This window comes from Nonomuraea turkmeniaca (assembly GCF_005889735.1).
Lineage (GTDB): Bacteria > Actinomycetota > Actinomycetes > Streptosporangiales > Streptosporangiaceae > Nonomuraea > Nonomuraea turkmeniaca.
On the sequence record NZ_VCKY01000250.1, the window covers coordinates 1 to 15,529 of the forward strand.

Sequence of the window (15,529 nt, forward strand, 5' to 3'; positions counted from 1 at the left end):
GGACGGCCCCTGGCCGGAAGGGTGGGTCGGGGGTCAGGCGAGGCGGTGGGCGCCGGGGGCCGGGGTGGCGGGCAGGAAACGGGGCGGCTGGAAGCCGCGCTCGGCGTAGGCGTCCACGACCGACTGCCGCACGCTCTCCAGGCGGTCGTCGGCCACCAGGGCGATGGCCGAGCCGCCGAAGCCGCCGCCCGTCATCCTGGCGCCCCGGGCGCCGCCCTTGACGGCGGCCTCCACCGCGACGTCCAGCTCGGGTGAGGACACCTCGTACTGGTCCCTGAGCGACAGGTGCGAGGCGTTCAGCAGCGCCCCGATCTCGGTGACGGCGCCGGCCCGCAGCAGCCCGATGAGGGCCTCCACGCGGTGGTTCTCGGTCACGACGTGCATGGTGCGCTTGCGCTCGTCGCCCTGCAGCCGATCCAGGGCCGCCGCCAGGTCGGTCACGTCGCGCAGGGCGGGGACGCCGAGCTTGCGGGCCGCGGACTCGCACTCGGCGCGGCGCTTGGCGTACTCGCCGCCGGAGTGCTCGTGGTGGACCTGGGTGTCGATGATGAGGATGCTCATCCCGTGGGAGGCCAGGTCGAGCGGGATGGTGCGGGAGGCGAGCGAGCGGCAGTCGAGGAAGAGGGCGTGGCCCTCCTGGCAGAGGGCGGAGGCGGCCTGGTCGAGGATGCCGGAGGGCACGCCGACGAACCCGTTCTCCGCCTTCTGGCTGAGCAGGGCGATCTCCATCGGCGTCATGCCCAGCTCGTGCAGGTCGTTGAGCGCCGAGGCGACGGAGACCTCGAGCGCGGCGCTGGAGCTGAGGCCGGCGCCCGCCGGGATGGTGCCGTCGATGGCGATGTCGGCGCCCGCCACGCGGTCGCCCAGCATGGCCAGGACACCGACGACGTAGCGGGTCCAGCCCGTGGACTCCTCGTGGCTCGCGATCGTGACCGGCTCGCTGTGGCCCTGGAGGGAGAGGAGGCGGACGGTCTTGTCCGTACGCGGGGTGACGGCGGCCGACACGCCCCACGGCACCGCGAACGGCAGCACGAAGCCGTCGTTGTAGTCGGTGTGCTCGCCGATCAGGTTGACCCGGCCAGGCGCGTGCCACACGGTCTGGGGGGACGTGCCGTAAGCGGCACGAAAAGCATCAGCAACGCGCATAATCAAACACTCCTCAACAAAGGCCCGACCGTAGACTAGCGCCATGGAGGAGCTCCTGGATCCAGGGCTCGGGCAGGTCCGGGTGTTCCTGATGCACGACGACAACAAGCGGCGCAAACTCAAGTACAACCTGGGGCATCGCCGGCTGCTGACCTTCGGCGGCGCCTACTCCCATCACATCAGGGCCGTCGCCGAGGCCGGGCGCCGGCACGGGATCGAGACGATCGGCGTCATCCGGGGCGAGGAGCATCTCCCGCTCAACCCGTCCCTCGCCTACGCCAAGGCCTGCGGGATGACGCTCACCTACCTCGACCGGGCCTCCTACCGGCTCAAGCACACCGAAGAGGTGCAGGCGCGGCTGCGTGCGCGGTGGGGCGAGGACGTGGCGATCCTGCCGGAGGGCGGCAGCAACGCGGCGGCCGTGCGCGGCTGCGCCGAGTTGCCGGGGGAGATCGACGTGCCGTACGACGTCGTCTGCTGCCCGGTCGGCACCGGCGGGACACTGGCCGGGATCTCGGCGGGGCTGCCGGAGGGGAAGCGGGCGATCGGGTTCGCGGTGCTCAAGGGGGCGGGGTTCCTCGCCGGCGAGGTGGCCAGGCTGCAGCGGGAGGCGTACGCGCGCACGTGGTCGAACTGGACGCTCAACCTGGACTACCACTTCGGCGGATACGCCAAGACAACCCCGGCCTTGGACGGATTTATCGCGAAATATCGGGTCGAAGGCGTCTACGTCGCCAAGATGCTCTTCGGGATCCTCGACCTGGCCCGCCAGGGCACGTTCACGCCCGGGACCCGCGTCGTCGCGGTCGTCACCGGTCAGCCCTCGACCCCCGTGGCCAGGTGGGACGCCCCGACCGGCTTCGACTCGGGCGAGCCGCGCTGACGCAGGTAAATCGACAACACCACCATCGACAGCACGGCCAGCAGCTCGGACTGCCAGTTCTGCAGGCTCCGGTCCCAGAACTCCGGAGAGGTCACGTACGCGCCCCACGTGACCGGATCCCGCAGGTCGCTGAGCCGCTCGGAGTTGTACGCGGCCTGCCCCGCCACTGACTGCGCCAGCCACGAGAGCAGGAAGAGCAGCCCCATCACCAGCCCGAGCGAGTTGCTGTAGAGCCACAACCGCAGCCCCTTGACCTTGGCCCACGAGGGGGACTGGGTGGTGGCGTGCGCCCCGATCTGCTGCTGGTGGTCGGACTCCGCCCCGATCGAGTCCAGCTTCTTCGACTCGGGCGAACCCTTCTGCACGAGCCACACCGTGAGCACGACGAACAGGAAGAACTGCAGGTACTCCGACTGCCAGTTCTCGGCCACGTTCACCGCGAACGCCGAGGACGCCACGTACTGGAGCACCGAGACCGGCTCCGCGCCGTCGGCCCGCTGCTGGTCGTTGAACTCCAGCGTCCCGGCCACCGCCTGCCCGGCCACCGCGAACAGGAACATGATGAGGAAGGCCAGGGCCAGCGAGTTCTCCTTGAGCCACCTCACAGCCTCGCCCACCCCACGTAGAAGAACCACGTAAGGCCGAGCACGATCACGAGCGTGGTGAGGGTGAACATCACGCGCATCAATCGTCCACCTCACAGTCGTACGGCAGGTCGGGCACCGGCATGCAGCCCGCGGCCCTGACCCGCCACCCGTCGCTGAAGCGGTGCAGGAAGATCGTGTCGCCGGCCAGCCGCACCTGCGCCTCGTCACCCCACACGCTCACCGAGGTGACCACGCCGCCGGGGCCCAGCCTGAGCTCGCGCAGCGCGTCCGCGCACGTCTGGCCCCGGCTGGGGAGCCTCTGGGCGGTCTTGCGGGCGAGCATCCCGCAGGCGGCCTCTTCCTGGTTCGCGGTGATGAGGGCGTGGAAACGCTCCGCCACCCGCGCGGGAGAGGCCGTGTCCACGGCGCAGCCGGCCGCGGCCAGCGACGCCAGCAGGATGACCAGGATCCTCATGGGGCACCCGCTACCCAGCCGTTAATCAAACATGCTGGCCGGTCAGCCGCCGAGTTGGTCGAGAACGGGGGACACCAAGGCGTTCAGCTCGCGTACGAGCACGGTCACCGCGCGGTGGGCGCTCTGCTCGACCTCGTCGTGCGGGCCCTCCGGCTCCGGCGGCAGGTCCCCGAGCGGCACCGGCGCCTCGACCAGCAGTGACGCCCGCAGGAACGGGATCCTGGCGAGGTCCTGCTGCGACGGGTCGACGTACTGGCCGAACGTCTCCTGCCAGCCCAGCCAGCCCCGGTCGCGCCACCAGGCGCGGGAGCGGGTCAGCTCCTCGGGCAGCGGCGAGACGAGCCTGATACGCGCGTAGAGCGTGCCGTCCCAGGTGTTGCGGTGGCAGGTGGCCTCCAGGATGCGGCGGTCCCACCGTACGTAGCCGGGCATGAGCGACGGCGGCGCGGCCAGCCGCCACGCCGCGCACGCGAACCTGACGGGCGCGATGTCGCCCCACTCGAACTCCTCCAGGTTCTTGCGCACGTGTACGGCATAGCGCCCGTCACGGTCCCTGTCGAACTCCTGGTCGATCCAGAACGCCTTGGCCATGGGATCTACGCTACGGCCCGCCGGCACTCCGGAGGGCGAGGACCAGAGATCTCGGAATGTCCTGTGACCCGGGCGACACATGTGTAGCTTTTTCACATTAATAGCTGACTTTGGGGTGACGAATGGCGTCAGAACAGCTCGACGCGGCCATGAACTACTGGAAATCCGGAGACCTCGACCTGGCCGCCGCGCTGTTCAGGCAGATAGCGGCCACGGGGGACCCGGAGGCGTCCCACCTGCTGGCCGGTCTGCTGCAGGAGCAGGGTGATCTGGACGGCGCCGAGGCGGCGCACCGGTCAGTGATCCAGTCGGGCGACCCGGTGTTCGGGCAGCGCTCGGCCATGGCCATGGGCATGATGCTGGTGACCGCGACGGAGTGGCCGGCCGCGCATCGGGTCCTGACGATCGCCTCGGACGGCGCCGACTTCGAGGTGGCCGCGCTCGCCGACACAGCGTTGGTGCTGGTGTGCACGCAGCTGGGCGACGCGCAGGGTGCGGAGGAGGCGCTGGATCGGGCCCGCAGGTGCGACAGCCCCTCCGTGGCCGAGCTGGCCGCGCGACTGGAGCTGCCGGAGTTCCACCAGGACCCGGCCTCGGCCCGCGACCTGTACGAGCAGGCGGAGGACGAGGACGACTACCACGAGCTGCTGACCTGCGGCGATCCTGACGTGGTGTCGCTGTCGGCGTTCCAGCTCTACCGGCTGTACGCCGAGGAGGAGGACTTCGACGCCGCCCGCGCCGTGTGCGAGCACGCCATCGCCGTCGGCCACCCCGACCACCTGGCCATGGCGCACAAGCTGCTCGGCGCGGTGCTGGTGGACCTGGGCGAGTACGCCGAGTCCGCGGCCGCCTACCGCATCGCCGTCGAGGACCCCCGCCCCGACGTCCGGCTGCCGTCGCTGATCGAGCTGGCCAAGGTCACCGCCCAGCTCGGCGACGAGGACGAGACGAAGGCGATCTTCCGCCGGGTGATCGCCAGCGGGCAGCGCGAGTACGTCGTGCAGGCCCAGGCCTGCCTGGCCCAGATGCACACCGAGGCGGGCGAGGCCGCCGAGGCGCTGGCCGCGCTGCGGGCGGTGCTGGAGGCCGAGGAGAACGAGTGGGCCTCGGTCTCCGTCACGCTGCTCGGCCTGCTGCTCGACCAGCATCCGGAGGCGTACGACGAGGTCATGGAGCTGGCGCGGCGGGCCGCCGGGCACGTGGACCCCGACGCCGCGTTCAAGGCCAGGCTGCTGCTCGACCACGACGACCGGCGGCAGCCGCTCGCCGACCCGGTGGAGGAGCAGGCCGTCCAGGACATCGACGCGGCGCTGGAGCACGTGCGGGCCGGCGAGCCGGCCGAGGCCAGGAGGTTGCTGCGCGGCGCCGTCGACTCCGGCGCCGCCACGCAGTCGATCCGGGCCATGGTGGCGCTGGCCGAGCTGGAGCTGGGGGAGGGCGACCGGGAGCAGGCCGACGAACTGCTGACGTACGTGGCCGAGGGCGACGACGTCGTGCAGGGCTTCGCCGCCGCGTTCCTCCTGCACCTGCTGCAGGTCTCTGGCGACGACCTGCATCCGGTGCTGCGCGCGGTGATCGACCACCAGCGGCTCGGGCGGGAGGAGGGCCTGACCCGCTACCACGAGACCATGAACCACGCCGACCCCGCCGTGGCGGCGGTCGGCACGGCGGTCTTCGCCCAGGTGCTGGCCTCCTTCGGGTACGCGTTGTCGGAGACGTCCAGGTTGTTGCACGACGCGGCCGGGTCCGGGGAGCCGCTCGCGCTGTCGTACGCGGCGGTGCTGGCCAAGGAGATCCTGCCGGATCGGGACGAGGCGATCGCGCTGTTGCGGCGGGCCCGCGCGGATGGGCATCCCGCGCTGGCTCCTTGGGTGGGGTACGTGCTGGGCGGGCTGGTGGAGGACGAGCCTGCCGAGGCGCGGGCGGCGTACACGATGACGCTGGACAGCGCGCATCAAGGGCTGCGGAGCGAGGCGGCGGGGTCGCTGGCGGCGCTGTTCGAGCAGCAAGGGGATCTGCTCGCGGCCTGCCGGCTGTACGAGCGGCGGATCGCGCGGGAGAGCGGTGACGAGGCCGGGCGTTGCGCTTGGTTACTGGGTCTGACCTGGGTGCGGCTCGACGACCTGGCCGCCGCGCGGGCTGCCTTCGAGCAGGCGCCCGCGGCGATGGGACGGTTCGCCAGGTGCCTGCTCGACCGGGACTTCGACGGTGCCGCGGAGGCGTTCGGTGACGTGCCGGAAGGCGGGAACACGCTGCTGACGAGCATGCTCGGCATGGAGAGCGCGCACGCCTGGCAGCGGCGGGGCGAGACGGCCGCCGCCGACGCGGCGCTCTCGCTGGTGGCCTCCGCCGGGCATCCGGGCTTCCGCCAAGATGCCGCGTGCTACCTCGGAGTGCTGCGTGACGAGGCCGGGGACAAGCAGGGCGCGATCGAGGCCTGGGTACGGGCCGCGGACGGCGAGGACGAGGGGCTGGCCGCGATGGCGCTGAGCGACCTCGGCCGGGTGTGGCAGGAGCTCGGGTTGCTGGATGAGGCGGCCGACGCCTACCGGCGGGTGCCGGGGAACGGCGATGAGCGGCGCCAGGTGGACGCGACGGCGCGACTGGCCGAAGTGCTGGTGGCCGGCGGCGCGCCGGAGGAGGCCGGCGAGCTGCTCGCGACGGCGTTCGGGGCGGAGGGCCGGCTGTATTTGGCGAGCATGCTGCGCGATCGCGGCGACTTGGCGGGCGCCTTGTCGGCTCTGACGACCGCGCCCTCGGACGGCTCGTCTGACGAGGACGGGGAGGCCGAGGCCTGGTTGTTCGACGAGGACGGGGAGATCGAGGCGGGATCGCCGGGCGAGGAGGGCGCGATCGAGGCGCGGTTGCTCGGTGAGTTGCTGGCCGCGACCGGTGACCTGGCGGGCGCGAAGGCGGCGTTCGAGCGGGCCGTCGCCGCCGACGCCGAGTCGGCGGGCGGCACGCTGGTGAGCGCCGCCCGGCTGCTCGGCGAGGCGGGCGACACCGAGTACGCCCGCGCCGCCTACGAGCGGGCGGCCGCACAGGACGAGGACGACTGGGCCGCCGCCATGGCTCGGGTGCGCCTGGGCAGGGGCACGGCCGAGGAGCGGGGATGGGTGCTCGCCGCCGACGGCGACCGGCAGGGCGCGATCGCGGCGCTGGCCGACGTCGTGGGGTCGGCCGCGCTGGCCGAGCTGGTGCTGGTGCTCGACGACGGCGACGTGCCAGAAGCCCGCCGCCTGCTGGCCGCGCTCACCGGCGACGACCGGCGCGACGGCCTGGAGCAGACCATGCGCGCCGCCAGGGGAAAGGACGACCAGGCGACGGCCAGACGGCTCTACCGCCTGGTGATCGAGCTGGCCGACCCGGAGACGGCCGCGGAGGCGTACGTGTCGCTGGGCGCGAGCTGGGCCGAGGCCGGCGAGAACGGCCGGGCCGAGCTGTGTTTCCTGCCCGCAACCGAGCAGCCGGAGACGGCCCACACCGCCTGGTACAACATCGCGATCGTCCGCGAGCGCCGCGGCGATCTGGACGGCGCCGTCAAGGCCCTGCGCGCCGGGATGCCCGGCACGGCCGTCGCGCTCGCCGAGGTGCTGGACGAGCGCGGCGACCCGGCAGGCGTACGGGAGGCGCTGGCCGGCGGCGCGGCGGACGGCGATCTGGAGTGCCTGCGTCTGCTGGTCACCCACCTGATAGGCGAGCGGGAGCACCAGGCCGCGGCCGAGGCGGCCGAGCGGGCGGTGGCCACCGGCGACCCGCGGACCGTGGCCACGGGCTACTGGGGATGGGGCGACGCGTGCCGGGGCCGGGGCGACCTGGCGGACGCGGCGCAGATGTACCGCAAGGGCATCGACACCGGCTTCGAGCCGCTCGTCCCGGGCCTGCGGACCAACCTGGCCAAGGTCCTGCACGACCTCGGCGACCGGGCCGGGGCGTACGAGGAGGCGGGGGCGGCCACCGCCGCCGGGGAGCCGGACGCCGCCGCCATCGGCCACATCATGATCGGCTGCTGGCGGCACGACGACGGCGACGTGCTCGGGGCCGCCGAGGCGTTCGCCGCCGCCGCGGCCACTGGTGCCGAGCCCGCCGGGGAGGCGCTGGCCAACCTGCGTGCCCTCGCCCGCCAGGAGTTCGAGCGCGGCGCCCACGACGTGGCCGTCCGGGTGCTGGAGCTGATGGGCGAGCCGGGCGCCGAGGTGGCGCGCGAGCTGGGAGCGGAGTGCACGGACCCCGCCACCGTACGGTCGTACTTCGAGCGGGCGGGACGCGGGCCGTTCACCGAGCTCGACATCGCCGACCGGCTGGCCGAGCTCGGCGAGCGGGCCGCGGCGCGGGCGATCTTCGAGTGGCTGAACGAGCACGGCGAGCCCGAGGTGCGCTTCGTCGCCGGCGGCAGGCTGCTCGAGCTGCTCGACGGCGAGGGCGACGACGACGCGTTCTACGACGTCGCGCGGCGGCAGGCGGCCGATGCCGACAGCCCGATCAGGGGTGTCTTCGGGAGTCTGCTCGGCATGCTGCAGGACAACCGGGGCGACACGACCGAGTCGCTGCGCACCTTGCGGGAGGCGGCCGCGGGCGGCGAGCCCATCGCGCTGTCCACGCTCGGCCAGACGCTGGTGGGCGCCGGGATGGTGGAGGAAGGTCGGGAGACGTACCTGCGGGTGCTCGACGCCGGCGACGCCGGGCTGGCCGCGCGGGCGATGGTGGCGCTCGGCCAGACCTACGACGACGAGGACGAGGAGCAGGCGCGCGCGTGGTACCTGCGGGCCGTCGAGGCAGGCGAAGCGCACACGAGCGTGCTGGGCGCGATGTACCTGGGCGCGCTGGCCAAGCGGAGCCGCGACTTCCCCGAGGCGCTCACCTGGTACCAGCGCGTCATCGACGCCGGCGACTCCGAGTCCGGGCTGGCCGCCGCGCACCTGGGTGAGCTGTGCTACTGGCTCGGCGACCGCGACGGCGCCCTGCGGTACTACGAGCTGACGCTGGGGCTGACCGAGCAGGCCGAGCTGGTGGCCGAGGCCGCCTGCCGGCTCGGGGAGATCCGGTACGAGCGCGGCGACCTGGCGCTCGCCCGCCGGATGCTGGAAGCGGCGGTAGGCACCGGCGACCCGGCCTTCGCCCCGCAGGCCGAGATGCTCCTCGAGAAGATCGGGTGAACTTGCACTGAATTAAATGACCAAATAGTCTCATCTAGTCAGACAAATGGGGTGAGACGGATGGTCAAGGTGGGCCGGCCGCCGCAGGATCCGGCGCGCCAGCTGGAGCGGGCGCACCGGATCCTCGACGCCGCCGCCGAGCTGATCCTGCGCTGGGGCTACGACAAGACCACGATCGACGACGTGGCCAAACGCTCCGGCGTCGCCAAGGGCACGATCTACCTGCACTGGAAGACCCGCGACGACTTGTTCGCCGCGCTGCTGCGCCGCGAGCGGGTCCGCATGCTCGAGGACATCCGGGCGAGCGAGCCGGCCACGGTGAGCGAGTTGTTCGGCCGGTTCGTGGCCGTGATGCTGCGCCGGCCGCTGCTGCGGGCGACGCTGGTCGGCGACTCCGAGGTCCTGGGCAAGCTCACGCGCATGAAGCGGCAGAGCGTGACGGCGCTGGAGCTGGGGGGCGCCTTCGACACGTACCTCGCGCGGCTGATCGAGCACGGCGCGGTGCGGAAGGAGCCGGGCGACCACACCACGGTGATCGGCTCGATCGTGTACGGGTTCGTGGCCCTGCCGGACATGCTGCGGGAGGAGGCGCGGCTGCCGGACGAGCGGATCGCCGAGCTGGTGGCCGACACCATCGGGCGCGCGATGGAAACGGGCCGGGCGTCATCGGCAGCCGCGACGCGGGCGACGCTGGACTTTCTCGATGCCATGGTGGAGATCGCCCGTCACAAGCTGGCGGACTCCATGGGCGCTAAGGAGCGTGTGTGACGTGAAGGCTGTACTGCCTATGGACGATGCCGCGGCCGATCTGGCGACCGTGGGTGGCAAGGGCGCCTCTCTGGCCCGGCTGGTGCGGGCCGGGCTGCCGGTGCCCGACGGCTTCCATGTCACGACCGAGGCCTACCGCGCGTTCGTGTCGGCCTTCCACGACGACATCCTGCGCGCGGCGGCCGCGGGCGACACCGAGGAGATCGCGGCGCTGTTCGCCCGGCACGACGTGCCCGAGGGCATCGCCGCCGAGATCCGGCAGGCGTATGCGGCGCTGGGCGAGGACGTGGCGGTCGCGGTGCGCTCGTCGGCCACCGCCGAGGACCTGCCGGAGATGTCGTTCGCCGGCCAGCAGGACACCTATCTCAACATCAGGGGCGACGCCCTGCTCGACGCGGTCAGGCGCTGCTGGGCCTCGCTCTGGAACCCGCGCGCCGTCGCCTACCGCGACCAGCACGGCGTGCCGCACGACGACGTCGCGCTGGCGGTCGTCGTGCAGGAGCTGGTGGACGCGGACGCGGCCGGCATCCTGTTCACCGCCGACCCGGTCACCGGCAACCGGGAGGAGACCGTCATCAACGCCTCCTGGGGGCTGGGGGAGGCAGTGGTCGGCGGCCAGGTCACCCCCGACACGCTCGTGGTCGCGCACGGCGCGGTCACCCGGTCCCAGACGGCCGACAAGACGGTCATGACCGTCCGCACCCCCACCGGCACCGAGGAGCGCCCCGTCCCCGGCGAGCTGCGCCGCGCCCCGGTGCTGGACGAAGCGCAGGCGGTGGAGCTGGCCGCACTCGGCGCGCGCGTACAGGAGTTGTACGGCACGCCGATGGACGTCGAGTGGACCCGGCGCGACGACGCCTTCGCCATCGTCCAGGCCCGCCCGATCACCGGGCTCAAACCGCGGCTCGAGGAGTGGAACGACAGCCTCAAGGGCGACTACCTGTGGACCGCCGGCAACCTGGGGGAGGCCATCCCCGACGTGATGACCCCGGTGACGTGGTCGTTCGTGCGCCTGTTCATCCATGAGGCCATGGCCGCCTCCTCCCTGCCGGGCTTCGACCTGGTCGGCAACATCGGCGGCCGCTTCTACATGAACCTCAGCATCGTCTACACCATCGCCGAGTCCCTGGGCATGAAGAGCAGGCTCGGCGCGATCGAGAACGTCTTCGGCAAGCTCCCGCCCGGCCTCGACGTGCCGAGGGTGAAGATCTCCCGCTGGGAGATCATCAAGCGCGTGATCCCCATGGCGATCAACATCCAGCGCCGGGTCAGGGAGAACACGAAGGGCATGCAGGCGTTCCTGGCCACCTCGCAGCAGCGGTGCGAAGAACTGCGCGCCCGGATCGCGGCCACCCGCTCAGGACCCGAGCTGGCCGACCTGTACGAGCGGGAGATCCAGCCGCACATGGTCACCTCCTGCCGCATGCTGGAGGCCGCTGGCCGGCAGGGCGGCTCCACCCTGGTCTACACCCGCGACAAGTTGCGCAAGATGATGGGCGACATCGACGCCGAGGCCATGCTCACCGGCGTCAACGCGGACGGCGAGCTGGCCAGCCTCGGCCCGGTCATGGGGCTGTCCAGGCTGGCGCGCGGCGAGATCACGAGGGAGGAGTTCGCCAGGACGTACGGGCATCGCGGACCCCACGAGTTCGAGGTCTCCGTCCCGCGGCCCGGCGAGGACCCCGACTGGATCGACGCCCAGATCGCCGGCCTGGGTGACCTGGGGGCCGACACCGAGGCGCTGCTCGCACGGCAGGAGAAGGCCAGGGAGGAGGCCTGGGCGCGCTTCGCCGAGCGTTACCCGGGCAAGGAGGCCAAGATGCGCGAGCGGGTCCGGCGCTGGAGCACGGTCGTACGCGACCGCGAGAACACGCGCTCGGAGAACATGCGCGCGTTCTGGGTGCTGCGGGCCTTCACCGTCCGAGCGGGCGAGCTGACCGGCCACGGCGACGACGTGTTCGCCCTCTACCTGGAGGAGCTGCTGGGCCTGCTGCGCGGGGACGCCGCGGCGCTGGCGCAGGTGCCGTCGCGGCGGGCCACCTACGAGCAGTACGCCGCGCTGCCGCCGTACCCGACGCTCATCATCGGGCATTTCGACCCGGTCCGCTGGGCCGCCGACCCCGATCGGCGGGCCGACGTCTACGACGCTCGCGGCCACACCGTGCCGGTGAGCGACACCGTGACCGGCTTCCCCGGGGCGCCCGGCGTCGTGGAGGGCATCGCCCGCGTGCTCTCCGGCCCCGAACAAGGTGACCGGCTCAAGCCTGGCGAGATCCTGGTGACGACGCTGACGAACGTGGGATGGACGCCGATGTTCCCGCGTGCCGCCGCGGTCGTCACGGACATGGGCGCCCCGCTGTCACACGCCTCGATCGTGGCGCGCGAGCTGGGCATCCCCGCCGTGGTCGGCACCGGCAACGCGACCATGCGGGTACGTGACGGGGACCGGATCAGGGTGGACGGAGAGCGCGGCACGGTCGAGTTGCTCGGGTGAAAAGACTGTGCCAAGTCCATCGCCCCCGTCTCCAGAGTGTGATCACTTGGATGACCATGATCGAACAGTGGATCCTCGCGGACGAACGCGAGCTCGAAGCACGCTGCGCCCGGTTCCGGGCGGCCAGGACGGCGCTGGACCGCCCCGACGACGAACCCGACAAGGAGGATCAGAGCGATACGGCGGCGTAACCCGGCCGAGCTGCCCCGGCCGCTCGTGGCCGAGGTGGGGCGCCGGCTGGGCACCACCGTGACGGCTTCTCGCGGCGGCCGGGCGGCTTCTCGAACGGGGTGGCCCGGCGTGGCCGTGCTCGAGTGCGGCGCACAGGCGTTCGTCAAGGCCATGCCGGGCCGCGCCGTCTTCGCCGGCGACTACCGGTTCGAGGCGGTGGTGAGCGCGGCGCTGCCGGAGCCGGCGCGCCGCCCTCGCCTGGCTGCGTTCACGTTGGGGCAGAGAAACACGGTATAACTCGCGGATGCGCACCATCAGCACCGCCATCGACATCCAGGCGTCTCCCGAGCAGGTGTGGGCGGTCCTCGTCGACTTCGCCGGTTACGCGGCGTGGAACCCGTTCATCAGGGAGGGCTCCGGCGAGGCGATCGTGGGCGGCAAGCTCACGTTACGGATGTATCCGGAGAACGGCCGGCCGATGACGTTCAAGCCTGAGGTGCTGGCCGCCGAGCCGGGCAAGGTACTCAGGTGGGTCGGTCGCCTCATCGTGCCGGGGTTGTTCGACGGCACGCACGAGTTCACGCTCAGGGCCACCCCGGACGGGGGGACCCATCTGGTGCAGAGCGAGAGTTTCAAGGGACTGCTCGTGCCCTTCCTCGGCAAGATGATCGAGGGCACCCAGCGGAACTTCGCCAACCTCAACGAGGCACTGAAGAAGCGCGTCGAGGGCTGATCGGGTCAGCCGGGACGGCTGGTGATCAGGTTGTGGCCACCCGGGCTGAGCGAGCTGACGAAGAGCCGGTCGCCGCCTGGCAGCGCGGCCAGGCGGAACAGCAGGTCGCGTGCGGCGATCCGCCACCGGCTCGACGGCGCCATCCACTCCACGAACCGCCGCCCGAACCGCTGGACCTCCCCGATGGCCGGCGCCATCCGCGCCTGGTAACGCACCGCCGCGCCCGGCACGTCCCCGCGCGCGGCGGCCAGTTCGTCGGCGAGGATCCAGGCGCCGGCCATCGCCATCGACGCCCCGTGGCCGGCGAACAACGAGACGGCCTGGCAGGCGTCTCCCGCGAGCACGACCCTGCCCCGGTGCCAGCGCTCCATCTCGACCTGGGTCACCTGGTCGTAGTACAGCTCCGGCGGATTCGGGCAGCGCGGCAGCACCTCGGGCAGGATCCAGCCGAGGTGGCCGAAGTGGCGGGCCAGCGCCGCCGCCGGATCGTCGGACAGCGCGGGGTCCGGCTCGCGGCGCAGGAACAGCAGGGCGAGCCGGCCGCCGCGCAGCGCGTACGCGCCGGCCATCAGGCCCGGCTTCGTGAGCATCTGGTAGCGGGTCCCGACCTGGCGGCTCAGCTTCTCGTCCGCCACGGTGTACGCCGCCACCTGGTGCCCGAGATACCGAGGCGTCACGTCGCCGAAGACCAGCCCGCGCACCCGCGAATGCGTCCCGTCTGCGCCCACGAGCAGGTCCACGTCGCGGGACGTGCCGTCGGTCAGCCGGACGGACACGCCGTCGGCGTCCTGCTCCAGGGACTCGACGGTGGCTCCGTACACGATGGGCGCCCGCACGTCGTCGGCGATGGCCCGCGCCAGATCCCCGCGGAGCAGGCTGACCACCTCTTCCAGGCCGGACGTCAATGTCAGGTGGCTGGTCCGCCTACCGGCCCCGTCCACGTAGCTCAGCTCGTTGACCGGATAACGCGCCTCCATGAGCCGCGGCCGTGACCCCATCCGATCGGCGACCTGGAGGCCGGGCCCGTAGAAGTCGATCATGTAGCCGCCGTCACGGAACGCCGCCGCGCGCTCGACCATCTCCACCTCCCAGCCGGCCCGCTCCAGATGCCAGGCCAGCGTCAGCCCGGCGATGCCGGCGCCGCAGATCAGAGCCCGCAAGATGGCCTCCCTTCCCAGGCCGAGCCCGAATCCGAGCTCGCGCCATCGTCCGTGTCCGGGTCGGCGTCCGGGGTCAGCGGTCGAGCCCGAACATCGCCCGCAGCGGCCCCGCCAGCGCGGCGATGTCCAGGCCGGGATCCAGCGCACGGTGCAGCATGATCCCGTCCACGGCGGCCGCCAGCATCGCCGCCGCCACCTCCGCATCACCTTGGTAGCCGCGCTCGGCCAGCCACGACGCGACCCGCGACCGGAATCCGGCGATCTGCCCGCCCAGCCGCTCCCGGAGCCCAGGCAGTCGCGTCGAGGCCAGGAACATCTCCACCATCAGCAGCGAGGCGGGATCCACGCCGCTGTAGCACGCCAGCTCGCCCAGCAGCCAATCCACGCCCTCACCGATGTCGGCCCGCGCCGTCAGCTCCCCGGCCATCTGGTCGAGCACGCCGCCGCTGAATCCCGTGCCGGCCGCGATGAGCAGGTCCGTCACCGACGCGAAGTGGTAGTGCACCACGCCCGGCGCCACCCCGGCCCGCTCGGCGACCACCCTGGTCGTGACGCCACCCCACCCGAGCTCGGGCACGAGCGCGACGGCCGCGTCGAGCAGCCGCTGCCGAGTCTCCTGGCCGCGGGCGGCGGCGGGGTTGGGGGCCATGATGATTTCCTTATTGGGCGATCGCCTTGGGCATATGCCCAAATCATACTCCAGCATGCACCAGACTGAAAAGCGGGTCAGTGAGCGCACGCGCTCCGTACGGCCACGACCGGGGCGGCCGACGTGGATGCCCGGGCGGCGGCAGGGGTTCGGGCTCCGATGCGCGGATGATCTCGCGGACGACCGGAGCCGTGTCGCCGGGCGCCCACAATCAACGGGCTGGAGACCGCCTTCGACGGCTATCAGCCGGTACGCGGCCCGTCCCCGGAACGGCCACGCACCGACCACAACCCCCTCGATCGGAAGGAGTACCTGCTGCACGTCGTCAGACGTGTCTAGGAGCCGTCCTTGTCGGAGTCGGCGGCGAAGACGATGACGCCGAGGTAGCCGTCGTCCTCCTTGGTGACCTTCATGAGCATGCCGTCCTGGTAGATGTTGTCGTTGTCGTTGAACGTGTCGCGCCCGGTGTGCTCCGAGTACGGCGACGCCGCCATGACCGTGCTGTTGAGCTTCTCGTCGAACATCATCTGCGTGGTCAGCACCCGCTCGCTGCTGAAGTGCACCATGGCGTGGATGTGGATCGTCCGCCCCCGGTACCAGCCCGGCCAGATGGTGGTGAACTCCACGATGCCGTCGCTGTTGGTCACCTGCGCGCCGCGCAGGTACCGCTTGTCGTCGGTGGGCGTCAGGTCGCCCATGTCGCCCATGTCGCCCCC

At 72.0% G+C, this 15,529-nt stretch carries 14 protein-coding genes; 7 read left to right on the forward strand and 7 right to left on the reverse strand.

Annotation, left to right across the window (positions count from 1 at the left end; all coding sequences use genetic code 11):
• Positions 1-33: 33 nt before the first annotated feature.
• The gene (gene galK, locus ETD86_RS44830) at positions 34-1,146 is read right to left on the reverse strand and encodes a galactokinase (protein WP_138672726.1); all 1,113 of its coding nucleotides are present in this window, start codon (positions 1,144-1,146) and stop codon (positions 34-36) included.
• A gap of 43 nt (positions 1,147-1,189) precedes the next feature.
• On the opposite strand from galK, the gene ETD86_RS44835 reads away from it, so the two are divergent.
• The gene (locus tag ETD86_RS44835) at positions 1,190-2,029 is read left to right on the forward strand and encodes a 1-aminocyclopropane-1-carboxylate deaminase/D-cysteine desulfhydrase (protein WP_138672727.1); all 840 of its coding nucleotides are present in this window, start codon (positions 1,190-1,192) and stop codon (positions 2,027-2,029) included.
• On the opposite strand, the gene ETD86_RS44840 is transcribed toward ETD86_RS44835, so the two are convergent.
• From ETD86_RS44840 to ETD86_RS44850, 3 genes are all read right to left on the reverse strand, one after another.
• Positions 1,963-2,634, reverse strand: a complete 672-nt coding sequence (locus tag ETD86_RS44840) for a DUF6766 family protein (RefSeq protein WP_138672736.1) — start codon at positions 2,632-2,634, stop codon at positions 1,963-1,965. The genes ETD86_RS44835 and ETD86_RS44840 overlap by 67 nt on opposite strands.
• 79 nt (positions 2,635-2,713) lie before the next feature.
• Positions 2,714-3,091: a hypothetical protein gene (locus ETD86_RS44845; protein WP_138672728.1), complete on the reverse strand. Its 378-nt coding sequence runs from the start codon at positions 3,089-3,091 to the stop codon at positions 2,714-2,716.
• Positions 3,092-3,133: 42 nt separating this feature from the next.
• Positions 3,134-3,682, reverse strand: a complete 549-nt coding sequence (locus ETD86_RS44850; RefSeq protein WP_138672729.1) for a hypothetical protein — start codon at positions 3,680-3,682, stop codon at positions 3,134-3,136.
• 122 nt (positions 3,683-3,804) lie between these two features.
• Between ETD86_RS44850 and ETD86_RS44855 the strand changes: the two genes are divergently transcribed.
• The 6 genes from ETD86_RS44855 to ETD86_RS44870 all read left to right on the forward strand — a co-directional run bounded on the left by ETD86_RS44855 (position 3,805) and on the right by ETD86_RS44870 (position 13,004).
• Entirely contained in the window at positions 3,805-8,838 is a 5,034-nt protein-coding gene (locus ETD86_RS44855; RefSeq protein WP_138672730.1) for a tetratricopeptide repeat protein, read from the forward strand.
• Positions 8,839-8,898: 60 nt separating this feature from the next.
• Complete coding sequence (locus ETD86_RS44860; protein ID WP_138672731.1) at positions 8,899-9,606, forward strand: TetR/AcrR family transcriptional regulator; 708 nt, start codon at positions 8,899-8,901, stop codon at positions 9,604-9,606.
• A 1-nt stretch (position 9,607) separates the two neighbouring features.
• The gene (locus ETD86_RS44865; RefSeq protein ID WP_138672732.1) at positions 9,608-12,100 is read left to right on the forward strand and encodes a PEP/pyruvate-binding domain-containing protein; all 2,493 of its coding nucleotides are present in this window, start codon (positions 9,608-9,610) and stop codon (positions 12,098-12,100) included.
• A gap of 50 nt (positions 12,101-12,150) precedes the next feature.
• Positions 12,151-12,291, forward strand: a complete 141-nt coding sequence (locus ETD86_RS56045; RefSeq protein ID WP_170223604.1) for a hypothetical protein — start codon at positions 12,151-12,153, stop codon at positions 12,289-12,291.
• Positions 12,292-12,400: 109 nt separating this feature from the next.
• Complete coding sequence (locus ETD86_RS56050; RefSeq protein WP_170223605.1) at positions 12,401-12,568, forward strand: hypothetical protein; 168 nt, start codon at positions 12,401-12,403, stop codon at positions 12,566-12,568.
• Positions 12,569-12,575: 7 nt separating this feature from the next.
• Positions 12,576-13,004, forward strand: coding sequence for an SRPBCC domain-containing protein (locus ETD86_RS44870; RefSeq protein WP_138672733.1), 429 nt, complete (start codon positions 12,576-12,578; stop codon positions 13,002-13,004).
• A gap of 5 nt (positions 13,005-13,009) precedes the next feature.
• Here the strand turns inward: ETD86_RS44870 and ETD86_RS44875 are convergent, their stop codons facing one another.
• From ETD86_RS44875 to ETD86_RS44885, 3 genes are all read right to left on the reverse strand, one after another.
• On the reverse strand, positions 13,010-14,164 hold the full coding sequence (locus ETD86_RS44875) for an FAD-dependent monooxygenase (protein ID WP_138672734.1): 1,155 nt from the start codon (positions 14,162-14,164) through the stop codon (positions 13,010-13,012).
• A 73-nt stretch (positions 14,165-14,237) separates the two neighbouring features.
• The gene (locus tag ETD86_RS44880; RefSeq protein WP_138672735.1) at positions 14,238-14,813 is read right to left on the reverse strand and encodes a TetR/AcrR family transcriptional regulator; all 576 of its coding nucleotides are present in this window, start codon (positions 14,811-14,813) and stop codon (positions 14,238-14,240) included.
• Between the two features lie 335 nt (positions 14,814-15,148).
• The coding region (locus ETD86_RS44885) for a peptidase associated/transthyretin-like domain-containing protein (RefSeq protein WP_484213969.1) at positions 15,149-15,529 on the reverse strand (381 nt) is incomplete at its 5' end.

Excerpts from the sequence above, each read along its gene's own strand:
- ETD86_RS44860 (WP_138672731.1), top strand. The coding sequence starts at position 8,899 with ATGGTCAAGGTGGGCCGGCCGCCGCAGGATCCGGCGCGCCAGCTGGAG.
- ETD86_RS44835 (WP_138672727.1), top strand. The coding sequence starts at position 1,190 with ATGGAGGAGCTCCTGGATCCAGGGCTCGGGCAGGTCCGGGTGTTCCTG.
- ETD86_RS44855 (WP_138672730.1), top strand. The coding sequence starts at position 3,805 with ATGGCGTCAGAACAGCTCGACGCGGCCATGAACTACTGGAAATCCGGA.
- ETD86_RS44850 (WP_138672729.1), bottom strand. The coding sequence starts at position 3,682 with ATGGCCAAGGCGTTCTGGATCGACCAGGAGTTCGACAGGGACCGTGAC.
- ETD86_RS44845 (WP_138672728.1), bottom strand. The coding sequence starts at position 3,091 with ATGAGGATCCTGGTCATCCTGCTGGCGTCGCTGGCCGCGGCCGGCTGC.
- ETD86_RS56045 (WP_170223604.1), top strand. The coding sequence starts at position 12,151 with ATGACCATGATCGAACAGTGGATCCTCGCGGACGAACGCGAGCTCGAA.
- ETD86_RS44880 (WP_138672735.1), bottom strand. The coding sequence starts at position 14,813 with ATGGCCCCCAACCCCGCCGCCGCCCGCGGCCAGGAGACTCGGCAGCGG.
- ETD86_RS44870 (WP_138672733.1), top strand. The coding sequence starts at position 12,576 with ATGCGCACCATCAGCACCGCCATCGACATCCAGGCGTCTCCCGAGCAG.
- galK (WP_138672726.1), bottom strand. The coding sequence starts at position 1,146 with ATGCGCGTTGCTGATGCTTTTCGTGCCGCTTACGGCACGTCCCCCCAG.